The sequence below is a fragment of the Mesorhizobium subarcticum genome, assembly GCF_055456085.1.
The window spans coordinates 4,195,951-4,212,439 of the sequence record NZ_CM144237.1; the positions used below are offsets into that span (position 1 = coordinate 4,195,951).

Annotated in this window: 13 protein-coding genes and 1 pseudogene; 5 read left to right on the forward strand and 9 right to left on the reverse strand. The window is 63.0% G+C overall.

All coding sequences use genetic code 11. The features are described 5' to 3' along the window. The first annotated feature begins 143 nt into the window (after positions 1-143). Positions 144-1,349 (forward strand): NAD(P)-binding domain-containing protein, encoded by a 1,206-nt coding sequence (locus ACZYHG_RS20470; protein WP_464610114.1) that lies wholly within the window; start codon positions 144-146, stop codon positions 1,347-1,349. On the opposite strand, the gene ACZYHG_RS20475 is transcribed toward ACZYHG_RS20470, so the two are convergent. The 8 genes and pseudogenes from ACZYHG_RS20475 to ACZYHG_RS20510 all read right to left on the reverse strand — a co-directional run bounded on the left by ACZYHG_RS20475 (position 1,334) and on the right by ACZYHG_RS20510 (position 11,134). Then, a complete protein-coding gene (locus ACZYHG_RS20475) occupies positions 1,334-2,167 on the reverse strand; it encodes a class I SAM-dependent methyltransferase (RefSeq protein ID WP_464610115.1) in 834 nt (277 codons plus the stop codon). The genes ACZYHG_RS20470 and ACZYHG_RS20475 overlap by 16 nt on opposite strands. 151 nt (positions 2,168-2,318) lie before the next feature. Continuing rightward, positions 2,319-3,305, reverse strand: a complete 987-nt coding sequence (locus ACZYHG_RS20480; protein ID WP_464610116.1) for a lipid A biosynthesis lauroyl acyltransferase — start codon at positions 3,303-3,305, stop codon at positions 2,319-2,321. A 5-nt stretch (positions 3,306-3,310) separates the two neighbouring features. Further along, positions 3,311-4,338, reverse strand: a pseudogene (locus ACZYHG_RS20485) (zinc-binding dehydrogenase). A 36-nt stretch (positions 4,339-4,374) separates the two neighbouring features. Next, complete coding sequence (locus ACZYHG_RS20490) at positions 4,375-5,652, reverse strand: beta-ketoacyl-ACP synthase (protein WP_464610117.1); 1,278 nt, start codon at positions 5,650-5,652, stop codon at positions 4,375-4,377. Positions 5,653-5,702: 50 nt separating this feature from the next. After that, on the reverse strand, positions 5,703-6,893 hold the full coding sequence (locus tag ACZYHG_RS20495; RefSeq protein WP_464610118.1) for a beta-ketoacyl-ACP synthase: 1,191 nt from the start codon (positions 6,891-6,893) through the stop codon (positions 5,703-5,705). A 55-nt stretch (positions 6,894-6,948) separates the two neighbouring features. Beyond that, entirely contained in the window at positions 6,949-7,242 is a 294-nt protein-coding gene (locus ACZYHG_RS20500) for an acyl carrier protein (RefSeq protein WP_027029416.1), read from the reverse strand. Between the two features lie 214 nt (positions 7,243-7,456). After that, complete coding sequence (locus tag ACZYHG_RS20505; RefSeq protein WP_464610119.1) at positions 7,457-8,005, reverse strand: histidine phosphatase family protein; 549 nt, start codon at positions 8,003-8,005, stop codon at positions 7,457-7,459. 108 nt (positions 8,006-8,113) lie between these two features. Beyond that, positions 8,114-11,134 (reverse strand): caspase family protein, encoded by a 3,021-nt coding sequence (locus ACZYHG_RS20510; protein WP_464610120.1) that lies wholly within the window; start codon positions 11,132-11,134, stop codon positions 8,114-8,116. Between the two features lie 111 nt (positions 11,135-11,245). On the opposite strand from ACZYHG_RS20510, the gene ACZYHG_RS20515 reads away from it, so the two are divergent. The 3 genes from ACZYHG_RS20515 to ACZYHG_RS20525 all read left to right on the forward strand — a co-directional run bounded on the left by ACZYHG_RS20515 (position 11,246) and on the right by ACZYHG_RS20525 (position 14,961). Further along, positions 11,246-12,196, forward strand: coding sequence for an AEC family transporter (locus ACZYHG_RS20515; protein ID WP_464610121.1), 951 nt, complete (start codon positions 11,246-11,248; stop codon positions 12,194-12,196). Positions 12,197-12,389: 193 nt separating this feature from the next. Then, on the forward strand, positions 12,390-13,847 hold the full coding sequence (locus ACZYHG_RS20520; protein WP_464610122.1) for an NAD-dependent succinate-semialdehyde dehydrogenase: 1,458 nt from the start codon (positions 12,390-12,392) through the stop codon (positions 13,845-13,847). Positions 13,848-13,938: 91 nt separating this feature from the next. Further along, a complete protein-coding gene (locus ACZYHG_RS20525; RefSeq protein ID WP_464610123.1) occupies positions 13,939-14,961 on the forward strand; it encodes an aldose epimerase family protein in 1,023 nt (340 codons plus the stop codon). Between the two features lie 2 nt (positions 14,962-14,963). Here ACZYHG_RS20525 and ACZYHG_RS20530 read toward each other — a convergent pair whose 3' ends face one another. Further along, entirely contained in the window at positions 14,964-15,884 is a 921-nt protein-coding gene (locus tag ACZYHG_RS20530) for a sugar kinase (RefSeq protein ID WP_464610124.1), read from the reverse strand. A 151-nt stretch (positions 15,885-16,035) separates the two neighbouring features. On the opposite strand from ACZYHG_RS20530, the gene ACZYHG_RS20535 reads away from it, so the two are divergent. Beyond that, complete coding sequence (locus tag ACZYHG_RS20535; RefSeq protein ID WP_464610125.1) at positions 16,036-16,485, forward strand: FixH family protein; 450 nt, start codon at positions 16,036-16,038, stop codon at positions 16,483-16,485. Positions 16,486-16,489 lie beyond the last annotated feature (4 nt).

The following is a 16,489-nucleotide window of genomic DNA, read 5'->3' on the forward strand; positions in this document are numbered from 1 at the left end:
TCTGCCATCGAGGCAGCAGGGTGCGGATATTTTCCGCATTCTTAACTCAGGCGCGTCTAGGACGGCGATGCGTCCGATCGAGTTCCCACCTGGGACCGGACGTCGAGAAACAGACCCGCGAGACCGATGACATGACCGGTTCCATGCCCAGATCCGATTGCGAGGTGGCCGTGATCGGCGCTGGGCCGTTCGGGCTGGCCGTCGCTTCCGCGCTCAAGGCAGCAGGCGTCGATACGCTCACACTCGGCGGCGCGATGTCCTTCTGGCGCGACCATATGCCGAGAGGCATGAGGCTGCGCTCGCCGTGGCACGCGACCTATATCGGCCACACGACAGGTCCGCTGTCGCTTGATTCTTACGCGAAAGTCCTTGGAATCTCGTCGAGCGAACCGCTGCGGCTCGAAAACTTCGTCGACTATGGATTGTGGATCCAGGCGCAAGCGGTTCCGGATCTGGATACGCGCAGGGTAGACAATGTCGAGAAGGCAAATGGCGGATTTCGTCTGGCCCTGGCCGACGGCGATGCAGTCAAGGCGCGCCGCGTCGTCGTTGCCACCGGCCTGATGAACCAGCAATTGATCCCCGCAGTGGTTGACGGGATTCCGCGCGAGCTGGTCAGCCATGCCAGTGAGCATACTGGCTATGAGGCATTCCGCGGCAAGCGCGTCGCTGTCATCGGGCGTGGGCAAAGCGCCTGCGAATCCGCCGTGCTGCTCAAACGCAGCGGGGCCGATGTCGAGCTCGTCTGCCATGGCGACATCCATTGGCTGGGCTATCGGGCGCTGTCGGGCAAGCAGAGCTGGAGCTTGCGCGACTTCGTTTCGGAGCGGCTCGCATCGCCTTCCAGGGTCGGCCCGTTCCCGATTTCCTGGCTGGTCGAAGTCCCAGGCCTCGTGCACCGGTTTCCGGAGGCAGCCCGGGCCGGGCTCAACAGGCGCAGCCTTGGCGCCGGCGCGACGGGTTGGCTGAAGCCCGATTTCGACGGCATAAAGGTCAATGCCGGCAACAGGATCATCGGTGCGTCCGCCAAGGACAGCGCCATCGAACTGCGATTCGAGAGGGATGCCGCGACCTTCGATCACGTCCTGCTCGGCACGGGCTACCGGATCGATATCGCCAGGCTCGGCCTGTTCACGCCCGACATGCTTGCCGCGATTGCGCGCCGGGAGGGATTGCCCGTGCTTTCCGCAGGGTTCGAATCGAGCATCCCAGGCCTGCATTTCGTTGGCGCGAGCGCGGTCGGCAGTTTTGGCCCGCTGATGCGGTTCACCGCCGGCACGCCGTTTGCCGCGCGCACCGTGGCGCGTTTCGTTCAGAAGGCCAGAGACAGAAGTTACGCGGCGGCCTGAACCTGAAAGACCGCGTACTCGATCGTGCGGATCGCATCGAGGAAGCCGGGCATTTCTGGCACGGCAAGCTCGGTAAAAATGCCGGTTTCGCGGATGGCAGGCCGCGCCCAATCGATGGCACGGTGGCTTGAGCTTCCATAGACGATGAAGCAATCCCGTGGGCGGCGTTTGAGCGACGACACGAGATTTTTCAGGACGATATCGAAAACGTCCTTCGAAAAGGGATTGTAGAAATAGACCACCAGGGGCGCTTCGGGAAAATCGTAAGCCGCCGCATCGGCCTCGACGATGCTGAGTGACTGGCATTTTCGCGACGGATCCCGGAAACGCTCGATGTTGCTTCGGGCGATATCAACGAGTTCGCGTGCAAACTCTACGCCGATGATCTCGGCGAATGGATATCGCGACGCCAGCAACAGCGTTCGCGACTTTCCAGAGCCGATGTCGATAAATGTATGGCCATGGAGATCGCGGGGCAGCGACTTCATGATGAAGTCGAAAGTTCTGGGCGAGGTGCCGACGGCTTCGTTGCCCTTGGCGCGGTGCGGGCCGACGACATCCAGGGCGTCGAGCTGGATCGAGCCTGCCGTATCGACACCGTGCCGGCGATCCCATTTCCGGGCGAGACGGTCGGCGACGATATGCCTGATGTTGCGCTGGACAAAGCCAAGGCTTGTGCCCAGCCCATGCCGGCGAATGAGCCTGACTGGTTCCAGCAGGCCATGCTGACGGATATGGGACCACGCCCGGCCAAAACGGCCGAACGAACGATCTTCGAGGCCATCCCGATCCAGGCGCGGCATCTCGATATTCGTCATGCCACGGGCTCCATCCCAGTCGATGAACGTCTTCCGGGGTATGTGTACCCCGGTCGTTTAAGATTCCCTGACCAGCAACGTTAAGAATGTCTGGATCACGAGCTTCGCGGGCTCTGGGAAGGCGCGCTTACACGCACTGCAATGAAGCTGGTCAGCTGGTCGCGGCAGGCGCCTTCGCCGGCGCCCGCTTCTTGCGCCGCCAGTTGCTGATCTCCCACCTTTTGTGGAACCACATCCACTGGCCGGGATCCTCGCGCACCCAGCGTTCGACCACGTCGTTCAGCATCTGGGTGGTCGCGTGGACGTCGACGCTGCCGTCAGCCGTGCGTGGCAAGACCAGCTTATCCTCGATCTCGAGCCGGAAACGGTTGCCCGGCAGCCTGATGCAACGCGCGGGATAGACGTCGCAGTCGTAGTGGCGAGCAAGGGTGCCGAGCACCCGGTTGCTCTGGCAGGGACGACCGAAGAAGATCGTGTCGAGGCCGTTGGAGAATTTCTGGTCGACAAGGACGCCGATATTGCCGCCATTCTCCAGGACACCTGCCAGGGCGAATGAGGCTCCGGCCATCGACGGCAGCAGCGAGCCCATGGTCGAGCGGCGCGTCGAAAGGATGTAGTCGGCGAGGTAGGGGTTGTTGGGCGGGCGAAACAGCGCCGTGATGTTCATGCCGAAGGTGGCTGCCGCCACCGGCAGCAGCTCGAAATTGCCGAGATGGCCGGTAAAGACGATGTGCGGCTGCTTTTCGGCGGCGATCTCGACGAAATGCTCTATTCCCTTGACCTCGACGCGGCCGGGTTTGCTGGCAGCCGGGTCATAGTCGAACAGGGCGTCGAGGAAGATGTATTCGGCGGCGAGGCGAGCCATGTTGCCCCACATGTCGGAAGCGATGGCCTGGATTTCGTCCTCGCTCTTGTCCGGATAGGCCTTGCGCAGATTGTCGATGGCGACCTGGTGGCGTCCGACCCTGGGACCAATGAGGCGTGCGATGCGGTCGGCGAAATTCAACGCGCTGTCGGCAGGCAGCAGGCGCAGTATCGAGATGATGATCATCGCCGCGCGGGCAACCAGCCAGTAGTTCAGCTGGCGCAGCTGCCTGCCGTAGCGATACCTCAAGTCCCGGCGAAACTTCTTGAACACAGGCTTTAGCCGACGCGCAGGATGATCTTGCCGAAGACGTCGCGGCCTTCCATGCGCTTCAGCGCGGCATCGATATCGTCGAAGCCGACTTCGGTGTCGATGACCGGCGCGACCTGTCCGGCGGCCATCTTCTGCATGGCATTGGCCATGTTCTCCATACGGCAGCCGAAGGAGCCGAGCAGCTTCAACTGCTGCTGGAACAGTTGCATTAGATTGATCTGCGTCGACACGCCGGATGTCGAGCCGCAGGTCACCAGGCGGCCGCCGCGCTTCAGGCACAGCATCGAGCCGGCAAAGGTGTCGGCTCCGACATGTTCGAAGACGACATCGACGCCCTTCTTCTTGGTCAGCTTGCGCACGACGCCTTCGAAACGGTCTTCGCGGTAGTTGATAACGTGGTCTGCGCCGAGCGCCTTGGCCCTGTCGATCTTCTCGTTCGAGCCCACCGTGGTGATGATGGTGCAGCCCATGCGCTTGGCCAGCTGGATCGCCGCCGAGCCGATGCCGGAGCCGCCGGCATGGACGAGGATTGTCTCGCCGGGTTGCAGTTTGGCATTGTCGAACAGCATGTGCTCGACGGTGCCAAAGGTGACGGGCGCGACAGCTGCGCCGATGTCGGTCACGCCGGGCGGGGCGGGGACCAGCAGGCGCGCCGGCAGGTTGATCTTTTCCTGCGCGAAGCCGTCGAGGTGGAAGCCGTGAACGCCCGAAACATGTTCGCAGAGATTGTCGCGGCCTTCGCGGCAGGCCCGGCAAAGGCCGCAGGTGCGCGCGCCATAGATCGACACCAATTGTCCAGGCTGCAGGCTGGAGACGCCGGGGCCGACAGCGTCGACCTCGCCTGAAGCTTCAGCGCCGACGACCAGCGGCAGCTTGCGCTTGGCGAAGGCCATGCCGCGCCAGCCCCAGACGTCGATGTGGTTAAGTGCCACCGCCTTGATGCGCAGCGTGACTTCGCCGAGTGCGGGCGGTGGGGGGGCGGCAGGTCCACCGTTTCAAGACGGCGGTCCTCGATGAGTTGCAATGCGCGCATTGGGCCTGTCGGTTCAGTGGGGCTGAAAAAGGTCGCTTAGACCGGTTCCCGCGCCATGACAAGGCAAGTGTTCTGGCCGCCGAAGCCGAAGGAGTTCGACAAAACGCTGCGAACCTCGGCATTGCGCTTCTTGTTGGGCACCACATCGAGCACGATTGCCGGGTCGGGGTTATCGTAGTTGATGGTCGGCGGAATGACGCTTTCGCGCATCGTCATCAGCGAGAACGCCGCCTCGACGGCGCCTGCGGCCGACAGTGTGTGGCCGATCATCGACTTGTTCGACGAGACCGGCATCGAGCCGATCCGCTCGCCGAACACCGTCGACAGCGCCAGATGCTCCATCTTGTCGTTCTCGGGGGTCGACGTGCCATGGGCGTTGACATAGTCGATCTCGTCTTCACTCAGGCCGGCATCGGTGAGGGCGGCGCGAACCGCGGCAATGGCCGGCGAAGCGTCCGGCTTCGAGCGTGTGCGGTGGAAGTCGTCGGCCTTCTCGCCGCAGCCGCCCAGGACGCCGAGAATAGTCGCGCCGCGAGCCAATGCCGCTTCAAGCGATTCCAACACCAGCGCCCCGGATCCCTCGGCCAACACGAAGCCGTCGCGATCCCTGGAGAAAGGCTTCGATGCCTTTTCGGGAATGTCGTTGTGCGTGGAGAGCGCCGAAAGCAACGAGAAACGGATCAATGCCTCGGCGGTGGCGGAACCGTCCGCGCCGATCGATAGCGCACGGTCGCATTCGCCGCGCCGGATCGCCTCGACACCGAGCTGGATCGCGGTGGCTCCCGAAGCGCAAGCCGTCGACAGGGTGATCGGCAGACCGCGTGTGCCAAGGCGATCGGCAAGGCGGTCGGCGATCGAACCGAACTGGGTGGTCTCGAAAATATCCAGCTCTTTCAAGCTACGCGCCACCCGAAGCAGTCTTTCGGCGGCGGTGTCATCCTTGTCCTTATCAGAATTGTAGAGCGAGAAGCGCTCGGCCCAGTCGAGTTCGACCGGCGGCGATGCAAGGAAGAGAGGTCCGCCGAAATCGCTGGAATTAAGACCGGCTTCAGTCACCGCTTCGAGGCCGGCAAGCTCGGCTAGCTCATAGGTGAGCGGGCTGGCACCTTTCGAACTCGACGGCAGGAAATCGACCATGCCGGAGATGCGGGTGTTCAGTTGATCGACGGGAAAGCGGGTGATCGGGTGAATACCCGACTTGCCGGAGGTCAACGCCGTCCAATTGTCTGATTTGCCGACGCCAAGCGAGGTGACCACGCCGATGCCGGTGACGGCGACGATTGGCCTGCCCATGTGATCGTTCAGATTGGCCATCTGGAGCCCTCGAGCGTTTATCGTTGCGGCATGGATCGCGCAGCGCCGCCTTACGCGGCGTTGACCAGCGCCATGCCCTCGAATTGGTGATAGCCGATCGCCGTTGCAAGGACGGTCGCGGGAACGCCTTCGAACGGCTTCTCGGCTGCGGCATCGAAAACAGGGTAGGCGGCCTTGCGGTCGACGGCGAGTGCCGCCAGCGCTACCGCGAACGGAAACTGCGCTTCCTTCATATGCCCGGTCAGCGTCGAGAAGCCGCGTGTGGCAATCGCCGGATTGGCGTCGAGCGCTGTTTTCTCGGCTGATGTTGCGGCATGCGCTCCCGAAGCGCCCGACAGGGCAAGAAGCTTGCCGTTCGGCAGCGCCGCCTGGCCGAGCAGCGTGGCGATCTCGGCGTCGAGCTCTCCGCGCGACCGTCTGGCGCGGCCGGAGACCACCGGTCCGAGCTCGGCATAAATCTTGCGCCCGCGGCTTGTCGCGTGTTCGCGCTGCTCCAGCACCAGGAACGCACCACCGGATCCAGTGACGATGCCGCCGCCCTCGGCACCCTGTCTTTGCCACACAGGTCTCCAGGGGCCGCGATGCAAATAGCCGGCAAGCTCGTAACCAAGCAGCATGTCGGAATGTTCGGTCTGGAAGGCGCCGCCGACTAGGATGTGCGTCGACTGGCCGGAGCGGATGCGCGCGGCGGCCGTTTCGACGGCGGAAACACCAGCGCCTTCCTCGCCCATGAAGGTCCGCGACGAGCCGGTCACCTTGTGGACAATGGAGATGTTGCCAGCGAGCAGGTTGGAGAGCTGGGCGAGGAACAACGTCGGGCGCAGTTCGGTGGTCAGTTTCTCGTTCAGCAGCACGTCGCGGTCGTTGCGGCTTTCCGAAGCGGCGAGGATGGCCGCGTCAACCGCCTCGTCACGCTCGCCACCGCCGGCGGCCACCACCATGTCCATGGTTGTGCAGAGCTCGTCATTGCCCTTGATGCCGGCGTCGTCGAGCGCAAGTCCGGCGGCATAGGTGCCGAGCCGCTGCCATGTCTCCATCTGCCGCTGGTCGCCGCGCTTGGCGATCTGCAGGTTCCAGTCGATTTCCGGCAGCGGATGGACGGTGTAGGGCGCGAAGCGCGCGGTTTCGAGCACCGGCTGCAGGCCCGGTTGCGCGAGCTTCTGCCAGTGGGCGTCAGGGCCTTCTCCCAAGGAGGAGACAAGGCCGATACCAGTGATGACGACGTCGCGGGGGCTGCTCATGAGCGGCTTTGTGGGTCAGGCAGCGCAGCCCGTCAAGGCCGCACGCCGGCCGATATCAGGCGGTCTTGGCGGCGACCAGCGCGTCGATCTTGGCGCACAGGTTCTTCATGACGAAGTAATCGTCGGTCGAAGCCTTGCCGTCATTGACTTCCTGGGTCCACTTTTCCAGCGGCACCTTGATGCCGAATTCCTTGTCGATGGCAAAGACGATGTCGAGGAAATCGAGGCTGTCGATGCCGAGATCGTCGATCGTGTGGCTCTCGGGCGTGATGGTGTCGATATCGATCTCGCTGGTGTCGGCAATGATCTTCGCGACTTTGTCGAACGTGGTGGAATTCGTGGTGGACAACGGGCTTTTCCTTCTTTGCGGGCGGAATCTGTCCGCATCTTGTTTGGGCGCTGTCTAATCGGTTTTTCCCGGCAGGAAAAGGCCTGATAGTCCGGGCGCAGATGGGAAGCGTGCCCAAGAAACGCAAGAAGGGCTACCGGTCAACCCGGCGGCCCTTCCCGTTACCGTTACGTAAGCTGCCTTCAATAGCTATTCGCCAACCTCTTGCGTGTTCTCAAAAAGTGACCCGGCCGAGGACGCGCAGGCCATCGCCCTGCGGCTCGACGACCACGGCTTCGCCCTCGCGCGGCGAAACGCCGGTCAGCGCCACGATGTCTTCCAGATGGGTGACCATGACCAGATTATCGGAGCCGGAATAGGCGCGGATTTCTTTCATGATGGCGGCGATCTGTGCTGCCTTCTGCGTCTCGTCGCCCTTCAGCAAATCGAGCGGCGCAAAAAGCTCCGGCTCGGCCTCGAAGGCGATGCGCGCGGTGTCGAGGCAACGGCAATAGCGGCTGGACAGGACGCGCTCGATGGGGGCCGCGCGTGCGGCAAACAAGGCGCCGATCTTGCTCGCCTGCTGCTTGCCACGCGCCGACAGGTTGATCTGGGTGGCACAGCTGTCGATGTCGAAATTGGCCGGATCGGTGGTGCCGGTGACCATGGCATGGCGCAGCAGCACTACATGGCCACCATCGCGCAGCAGCGCCCAACCGGCATCCGTGGCATGGGCGGCCACGGGAACGACGAGCAGGAACAAGGCCAGGGCAAATCGGATCATCGCAGTCCTTCCAGGAGCCTGGCATCAGGCGCCGACCATTCGCATATCGCATATAGGGATTGGAAAGCGGGCACAAAGACAAGCCGGCAGCCGGCCGCGTCTCAAGGCTCACTTTTTGGCGATCTGCTTTTTCACCAGATCGATCTTCTGGTCGGTAAGCGGGATGGGGATGGTGTAGCCGGCTTCAGTAAAGCCCTGCTTGGCATTCTCGAAAAAGGCGATCGCTTTCAGGTATTCCGGCTTGCCGCCACCATAGTTGGCGCGGCTCCAGTAGACGTCGCCAAGGTTGTTCTGTTCGAAGGCCCACTGCAGGGGCTGGGTTTCCCTGGTGAACACCTTCAGCGTCGCCGTGAAAGCCGCCTCGGCCTCGTCGAGGTATTTGCCAGTGCGCTGGAGGTTGCCGAGGTTGAGCAGGCTCATGCCGATGCCGTTCTGGGCGTTGGCCCAGTCGATCGGGGCCGCTTCGATGGTCAGCACTTCGAGTGCCGCCCTGCGCGCGGCGATCGAATCCTGCAGGATCTTGGGATCGGCGTTGCTCATGCTCAGCCAGTGCAGCGTCGAGCCCAGGCCAGCCTCGGTCAGCGCCCATTGCCGTGGATTCGTCTCGCGCTTGTATTCGCGCAATGCATTGCGGTAGGCGTCTTCGGCCTCGCTGTAGTGCTCGGGCTTGTCCGTCACGCCGCCGAGAAGCTGCAGCGTGTTGCCGAGATTGTAGTAGCTCATCGCCCAGTCCTGCGGGAATTTCCGCCTGACATAGACCTGTCGGGCCGCCTGGAAGGCTGCCGCCGACTGCTCCAACTTGGCCGCATCACGGGTGCGCTGGCCGAGCGTCTGATAGATCGAGCCGAGATTGTTCTGCACCGACGCCCAGTCCAACGGGAAGCGCTGCCGGGTAAACACCGTCAGCGCATCATCATAGGCCGTCGCTGCCTCGTCGAGCGTGCTTGTGCCCATGTCGAAGCGGGCGACGCCGCTCAGGGCGTTGCCGAGGTTGAGCCGGCTGGTCGCCCAGGACACCGGAAAGGTTTCACGGGTTCGCACCTCGAGCGCGGATCGGAACGCATCGGCTGCCTCGTTGATCCTCGCCTTGTCGTTGAGCTGAATGCCAAGCGTCACCAGCGTGTTGCCGAGATTGTTCTCGACCATCGCCCATTCTACCGGGGCTTTCTCGCGCGTGTATTCCTCAAGCGCCAGCCGGTAGGCGGCTTCGGCCTGCTTCAGGTGCTCGCCGACGGGTTCACGCTCGGCGAGCGCATAGAGGGCGAGCCCGAGATTGTTCTGTGAGGATGCCCAGTCGAGCGGAAGCTTGTCACGCGGACGCTTGTCGAGTGTGGCGCGCATCGCCGCCACCGCTTCATTCAAGTGCTTGGGATCGCTCTCGCGCTCGCCGAGCTTCAGCAGAACATTGCCAAGGTTGTTCTGTGCCGCGGCCCAGTTGCGATCGTCTTTCTCGCGCTCGAAGACGACAAGCAAATCGCGAAAGATCTGTGCGGCCTCTTCGAGATGCGCGGTCTCGGTCTCGCGCTCGCCGATGTTTTGCAGCACCACCGCCATGTTGTTGCGGGTGATCGCCCAGTCGCGGTTCTGTTCGCCGTTGGGAATAAAGTTCAGGATGATGCGGTAGGCTTCGATCGCCTGCTGCAGCGAATCGAGATCGCCGCTGGCATAGCCGTAAGCGTTGAGGGCTTCGGCTTCCTGGTTCTTGTAGTTCCAGCGCAGCTTCTCGTCCCATTTTTCGGCCAGCGAGAATGCCTTGGCGTAGTCGCTGGCGGCGGATTTGTAATCGAAGATCAGCGCCGAGGCGTCGCCGCGTTTGGCATAGATGGCGGCGTCGGCGATGCGTTTCTGCTTGACCAGTTCCTCGGCCTGATCGACAGCGCCGCTGCTCTGCTCAACCCTGCCGACCGCGTCATCAAGGAATTTGCGCGCCGTCACCATGGCGCCCTGGCCGATGGCCTTGTCGGCCGAGGAGACGAGGCGGGTGATCTCCGGATCGTCGGTGCGCAGCGCATTGCGTTCCGCCATCATCTTCTTCAGGCGCTCGGCCTGGGCGTTGAGCACCTTTTGCAGCTCGGTTGGATTTTCCGGGATTTTTTCCGTGCCGAGCGCTCTCAGCACGCCATAGAGCGCGTCGAGCGGCACGCCCTCTTGCAACGATGCCAGTTCCACCTGTGCCCTCTTGGGGTCCGGCAAGTCGGAAATGGTCAACAGCAGCTGCCGCCGTTCGCCGGTGATCAGCGCGTCATCGCCGGTCGGCTCGGGCGGTGCGACGCCAAAATAAAGCAGCCGGCGCAGGCTCTCATTCACCCAGGGGCGCTGCTTTGCCTTGGTGTCGAGATAGACCTCTTCGGTCACCATGCGCATGACCGAGCCGAACTCCGTGCCTTTCATGGCCGCGAGGTGGCGCAGCAGCGCGGCCGCATAGGGACTGTTCTGGCCGGCAGCACCATCAAGCGCCGGGCGGCCCGGCTCGGCAGCAAAGCCGATTACGGTGCCGAGGCTCGCATCTTCCGCCGAGGCATTGGCGAGCGCCTTTGCGCCGCGCACCGGCTCCAGCCCGCCAGCGCCGATCGGCTCGGCGGAAGCGGTGGGCGCCTGGCGCACGACCGCATCCGGCGGAAACGGATTGGTGCGGCAGGCATCGAGCAGCACGATTGTCACCGGTACGGTCTTTTTCAGCTCGTCCATCACGGCGGAAATAGGCACCAATGTATTGTCGGCGTCTTTCAGCGAGGAGACGTCGGCATCGACCGGAACCAGATAATTCTCGCCGCCGGCCTCGATGCCGTGGCCGGAATAGTAGATGAACGCGACGTCGGCGCCTTCAGCATCCTCGACGAAGCGTTCGAGGTCGCGTTTCAGCTTCGCGGCATCGCGATCGGCGACGTTGCGGGCGTCGAAGCCGAGATCGGTCAGCATCTTGGCCATGTCGCGGGCATCGTTGGCCGGGTTGGAGAGGGCAGCAACGTGCAGGTAGTGCGACTGGCCGATGATCAGCGCCACGCCCTTGAGGCTTTTCGTTTCAGCTGATGCAAGCTCCGTCGCGGCAAGACAAAACAGTGCGGCGACGAAAGCCGTCAGCCACATCCGTGCAAAAAAATTGGATCCTGAGGTTTCGACAAAGGTCATTTGTCGTTCGTTTCCGCCCTGATGCTCCAAACCCTCTATAACGCTGCCAGTGGACCATGATCAAATTCGGGCGTGATTGCGCCGCGACCGTGGCTCGCCTATCCCTGAACAATGTCGCCGCTTACCGAAACGGTCCTCTTCGTCTTCAGCCTCGTCGCGCTCGGCTATCTCGCCGGATTCACGGGCTACCTGAAACCGTCAAGCGGCGAGGGGATATCCGATTTCGCGGTCTCGGTGGCGATGCCGCTGCTTCTGTTCCAGACCATGGTGAATTCCGACTTCCACGGCGTCGCGCCATGGCCGCTGTGGGGCGCCTATTTCGCGGCAGTGGCCATCACCTGGGCCGCCGGCCATGTCGTCACCACGCGGATATTCGGGCGCGACGCGCGCGCCGGGGTAGTCGGCGGCGTCTCGTCCGCCTATTCCAACGTGGTTCTGCTCGGCGCCCCGTTCATCCTTGGCATATTTGGCCCGAGCGGCTTCGAAGTGCTGTCTCTGCTGGTTTCCGTGCACCTGCCAATCATGATGATGGCCTCGATCGTGCTGTTCGAGATGTTCGGCCGCAGCGGTAGCGAACCCGTGCATCCCTTGCGTGTTGTCCGCAGTTTCCTGAGGCGGCTTTTCCTCAATCCGCTGATCATTGGCATTCTGCTGGGGCTTGCATGGCGTCTGACCGGTGTGCCCCTGCCGGATCTCGTCATGCGGCTGGTCGATGCGCTGGCCGATACCGCCGGGCCGGTGGCGCTGTTTGCCATGGGGCTCAGCCTGCGCCGCTTCGGCATATCAGGCAATGTCCGGCCGGCATTGGCGCTTTCGGCGCTGAAGCTGTTTTTGATGCCGGCGCTGGTTCTCGCCTTCGTCTGGCTGCTCGGCCTGCCGCCGATGACGGCCAAGGTGGCGGTCGTGGTCGCGGCACTGCCCTCCGGCATCAATTCCTATCTGATCGCCGTGCAGTTCAACACCGGCCAGGCGCTCGCATCGAACCAGATGACCATCGCCACGGCGTGTGCCGCCGTCACCACGGCTTTCTGGCTGACCGTGGTTCTCCATGTCTACGGTTAGTTTGTCTACGGCTAGTTCGTCCTCGACTGGTTTCGCGCTGGCCCAAAGCCTATATGCCATCTTGCAATTGATTGCGTGGCTTGCCCTAGGTAAAGAGCACTGGCTCCAGTGTCCCGGCCTCGTTACCATCGGGCACGTTCATCGAAGAAAATCCAGATACCGGCCCGTCAGTGCGCCGAGCGGAGGCTAGACCATGCTTCAGAAAACCAGCCATTTCATGCGGCAGGCCAATCTCATCAACGGCGAATGGGTGCAGGCCGACAGCGGCCAGACGGTCGACGTCAACAACCCGGCCACCGGCCTCAAGATCGGCACCGTGCCAAAGTCGGGCAAGGCCGAGACCCGCCGCGCCATCGAAGCCGCCGCCGAAGCGTTCAAGACCTGGCGCAAGACGACCGCGCTCGAACGCTCGAAGCTGCTGCGCAAGCTGCATGACGCGATGATGGACAATCAGGACGTGCTGGCCGAACTCTTGACCATCGAGCAGGGCAAGTCGCTGTTCGAATCGAAGGGCGAGATCGGCTCGGCCGCGGCTTACATCATGTGGTTCGCCGAAGAGGGCCGCCGCACTTATGGCGACGTTGTGCCGTCGCCATGGGCGGACCGCCGCATCCTGGTGACCAAGGAACCGGTCGGCGTCATCGCCGCCATCACGCCGTGGAATTTCCCATCCTCGATGCTGGCCCGCAAGCTTGGTCCCGCACTCGCCGCAGGCTGCACGGCCGTGGTGAAGCCTGCCTCGCAGACGCCTTATTCCGGGCTCGCCTGGGGCGCGCTGGCCGAGGAAGTCGGCTTTCCCAAGGGTGTCGTCAACATCCTGACCGGTTCGGCCAGCGAGATTGGCGACGAAATCTGCGCCAATCCGCTGATATCGAAGATCACTTTCACCGGCTCGACGGAGGTGGGCAAGCTTCTGATCCAGAAATCGTCTGTGACCGTCAAGAAAGTGTCGATGGAACTCGGCGGCAACGCGCCGTTCCTGGTTTTCGACGACGCCGATCTCGATCGCGCCGTCGCCGGCGCCATGACGGCCAAATACCGCAATTCAGGCCAGACCTGCGTGTGCACCAACCGCTTCCTCGTGCAGGCCGGCATCTACGACAAGTTTGTCGAGAAGCTGGTCGCCGCCAGCAATGCCTTGAAGGTTGGCTCGGGCCTGGAAGAGGGCGTGCAGCAGGGACCGCTGATCGACGAGAAGGCCGTCGAGAAGGTCGAGGAATTCATCGCTGACGCCACCTCCAAGGGCGGCAAGGTCGTTGCCGGCGGCAAGCGCCACGCGCTGGGCGGCTCGTTCTTCCAGCCGACCGTGATCGCCAATGCGAAGCCTGACATGCGCTTCATGAAGGAAGAGATTTTTGGCCCGATCGCCCCGGTGTTCAAATTCGAGACCGAGGAAGAAGCCATCGCGCTCGCCAATGACACCGAGTTCGGCCTTGCCGCCTATTTCTACACCGGCGATCTCGGCCGCGCTTTCCGCGTCATGGAAGGCCTGAAATACGGCATGGTCGGCGTCAATGAAGGCCTCATCACCACGCCCGAAGCGCCGTTCGGCGGCGTCAAGGAATCGGGTCTTGGCAAGGAAGGCGGACATCAGGGCATCGAGGACTATCTCGATACCAAATATGTGTGCATCGGCGGCCTCGGCGTCTGATAGACTGCTCCTGAGGTGGGGAGGCCACTGGCCTGCCCATCTCTCATGAGAAACCAGCCGAAGTCCTCTGGATCTACTGGCATTTGCGGGCATGGCGATGAAGGACGGCGAGGTTTTCGGCACGACGCAGGCGGGCGAGGCGGTGCGCCGCTTCACCATCAGGGGCGGCGGTATCACCGCCAACATCATCGGGCTCGGTGCTGTCATCCAGGATTTGCGCCTGACTGGGCACGATGCGCCGCTGGTGCTCGGCTACGACAATCTGCAAGCCTATGAGACCAACAACACCTTCTTTGGCGCGGTGGTCGGTCGTTATGCCAACCGCATCCGCGACGGCCGCTTCACCATCGCCGGCAACCGCTACCAGACCGAACCAAATTTCCTCGGCAAGCATACGCTGCATGGCGGCTCGCAAGGCTATTCGCACCGGCCGTGGACAGTTTCCTTGCACGACAGGGATTTCGTCACTCTGACGCTCCATGATCCCGACGGCACGATGGGCTTTCCTGGCGCGCTCGACGTCACCTGCACCTACCGGCTGAAGATCCCCGGCACGCTCAGTGTCGAACTGACGGCGACCTGCGAGGAGCCGACGCTGTGCAATCTCAGCCAGCATTCCTATTTCAACCTCGATGATGGCGGCGAAGGCGACATTCTCGATCACCGGATGATGCTGAATGCCGGCGCCTACCTGCCTGTTGACAGCGACATGATCCCGACCGGGGTGGTCAAGCCGGTCGACGGCACGCCTTTCGACTTTCGCCAGGCGCGGCCGCTGCGCATGGAGACCGAGGGCGAGCAACTGCCCTACGACCAGAATTTCTGCCTTGCTTCGACGCGCGGACCGTTGCGGCAAGCGGCATGGGCGCAAGGAGCCAGTTCCGGCGTCGAGATGGAGGTCTGGACCACGGAGCCCGGCGTTCAGCTCTATACCGGCCAGTATGTGACGCCGCGCAAGGGGCTGGAAGGGCGGGACTACAAGGCTTTTTCCGGCTTCTGCCTTGAGCCGCAGATTTGGCCGGATGCACCGAATCGGCCGTATTTTCCACAGGCGACGCTGTGGCCTGGCGCGATCTATCACCATGTGACGGAATATCGGTTCCGCCTTCCTTGATGTTATCCCGCGAACGCTGCCCGTAGCGTCTCGAACGGCGCCAGCGCACCGCGAACCTGCACCACGGCGGCGGCGACGCGATGGGCTCTGCTTGCCGCTTCCCGCGGGCCATGGCCGGCAAGTCGAGCCGCGAGATAGGCGCCATTGAAGGAGTCGCCAGCGCCGGTCGTGTCGACGGGGGCCGCGACATAGATCGCCGGCACGTCGTGCAGTGTGCCGTTTTCGGCAATCAGCGCCGGCTGTTCGCCGTTCTTGACGATGACCTCGCCGACCCGTTGCCGGAGCCGCTCGGCGGTCACCTGCGGCGTTGCATCACCAAACAACATCTGCTCGTCGGGGAAGGTCGGCAGTGCGATGTCGGTGACGGCAAGCGCTTCGACGATCGCGGCTTGCGCGTCCTCGCGGTTGCGCCACAGCCGTGGCCGGTAGTTGGGATCGAAGGCGATCTTCGAGCCTGCCACGCGTGCCTTGGCGATAGCCACCAGCAACGTGGCCCGTGCGGCATCGTCCAGAATTGCCAAAGTGATTCCGGAAAAGTACACAAGCGCCTGATTTTCCAGGTTCTTTGACAGTGCAGCGGGATCTGAGGCGAGCTGCCGCGCGGCGGCGTCGCCGCGCCAGTAGGTGAACGAACGCTCGGCGCCGGTCAGCGTGATCGCGTAGAGGCCAGGCCTTGCACCCGCTATCACCGGACTGGAGCCGACGCCGATGCCGTTTTCGGCGAAGAATCCGATCTGGCCCTGCGAGAAGGGGTCGTCGCCGAAGGCCGAGACATAGGTTGCAGGGCGGTCGCCGCTCAACGCATGCAGCGCCCACAGCGTGTTGAACGTGTCGCCGGCAAAACCCATGCGCCAGTTCGGGCCAGTCTGGCCCGACAGTTCGAGCATGCATTCGCCGATCGAGGCGACGCCGTTTCCCGCCATCTGCAATCCTCCAGTGATTTCGGTGCTGTAGCTTTTTGCCAGCGGCAGCGCCATGCTTGGCAAGCAGGCATTTTTGCGCCACAGCGTTTTCCCACAGGCCGACGGGACGCGATCCGCCCGGCGGAACGTTGTCCGCAGAAGAGGAACCGGTTTGGCATCATTATGGCGTTATCTCCTGGCGGGTCTTGGTCTGGCTGCGTTGCTGGTCGGCATTCTGGCGGTCGTCTATCTGACGGCGCCGCAATCGGCGCAGACCGTCGGCCCGGATGTCTCGCGCACCAGGAACAGCGACAACGGGTTGTTCGTGGCAAGTTTTTCGCCGGAGCAAGGCGTCGTGCGGCAGGGCGAATTGGAATCCTGGCTGCTCACCTTGAAGACAAAGGCCGGCGCGCCGGTGGAAGGAGCCGCGATCGCGATCTCCGGCGGCATGCCGCAGCACAATCACGGCCTGCCGACCAGCCCGCAGGCGACGGACTATCTCGGCGACGGACGCTACCGGATCGAAGGGGTGAAGTTCACCATGAGTGGTTTGTGGCAGCTGCATTTCGCCATCTCGGCCTCTGCCGGCTCCGACACGGTGCTGTTCAACGTGCTGTTGTGAGCGG

Excerpts from the sequence above, each read along its gene's own strand:
- ACZYHG_RS20525 (WP_464610123.1), top strand. The coding sequence starts at position 13,939 with ATGGCGATGAAGGACGGCGAGGTTTTCGGCACGACGCAGGCGGGCGAG.
- ACZYHG_RS20475 (WP_464610115.1), bottom strand. The coding sequence starts at position 2,167 with ATGACGAATATCGAGATGCCGCGCCTGGATCGGGATGGCCTCGAAGAT.
- ACZYHG_RS20490 (WP_464610117.1), bottom strand. The coding sequence starts at position 5,652 with ATGGCCAATCTGAACGATCACATGGGCAGGCCAATCGTCGCCGTCACC.
- ACZYHG_RS20495 (WP_464610118.1), bottom strand. The coding sequence starts at position 6,893 with ATGAGCAGCCCCCGCGACGTCGTCATCACTGGTATCGGCCTTGTCTCC.
- ACZYHG_RS20530 (WP_464610124.1), bottom strand. The coding sequence starts at position 15,884 with ATGGCGGGAAACGGCGTCGCCTCGATCGGCGAATGCATGCTCGAACTG.
- ACZYHG_RS20510 (WP_464610120.1), bottom strand. The coding sequence starts at position 11,134 with ATGACCTTTGTCGAAACCTCAGGATCCAATTTTTTTGCACGGATGTGG.
- ACZYHG_RS20520 (WP_464610122.1), top strand. The coding sequence starts at position 12,390 with ATGCTTCAGAAAACCAGCCATTTCATGCGGCAGGCCAATCTCATCAAC.
- ACZYHG_RS20515 (WP_464610121.1), top strand. The coding sequence starts at position 11,246 with ATGTCGCCGCTTACCGAAACGGTCCTCTTCGTCTTCAGCCTCGTCGCG.
- ACZYHG_RS20470 (WP_464610114.1), top strand. The coding sequence starts at position 144 with ATGCCCAGATCCGATTGCGAGGTGGCCGTGATCGGCGCTGGGCCGTTC.
- ACZYHG_RS20505 (WP_464610119.1), bottom strand. The coding sequence starts at position 8,005 with ATGATCCGATTTGCCCTGGCCTTGTTCCTGCTCGTCGTTCCCGTGGCC.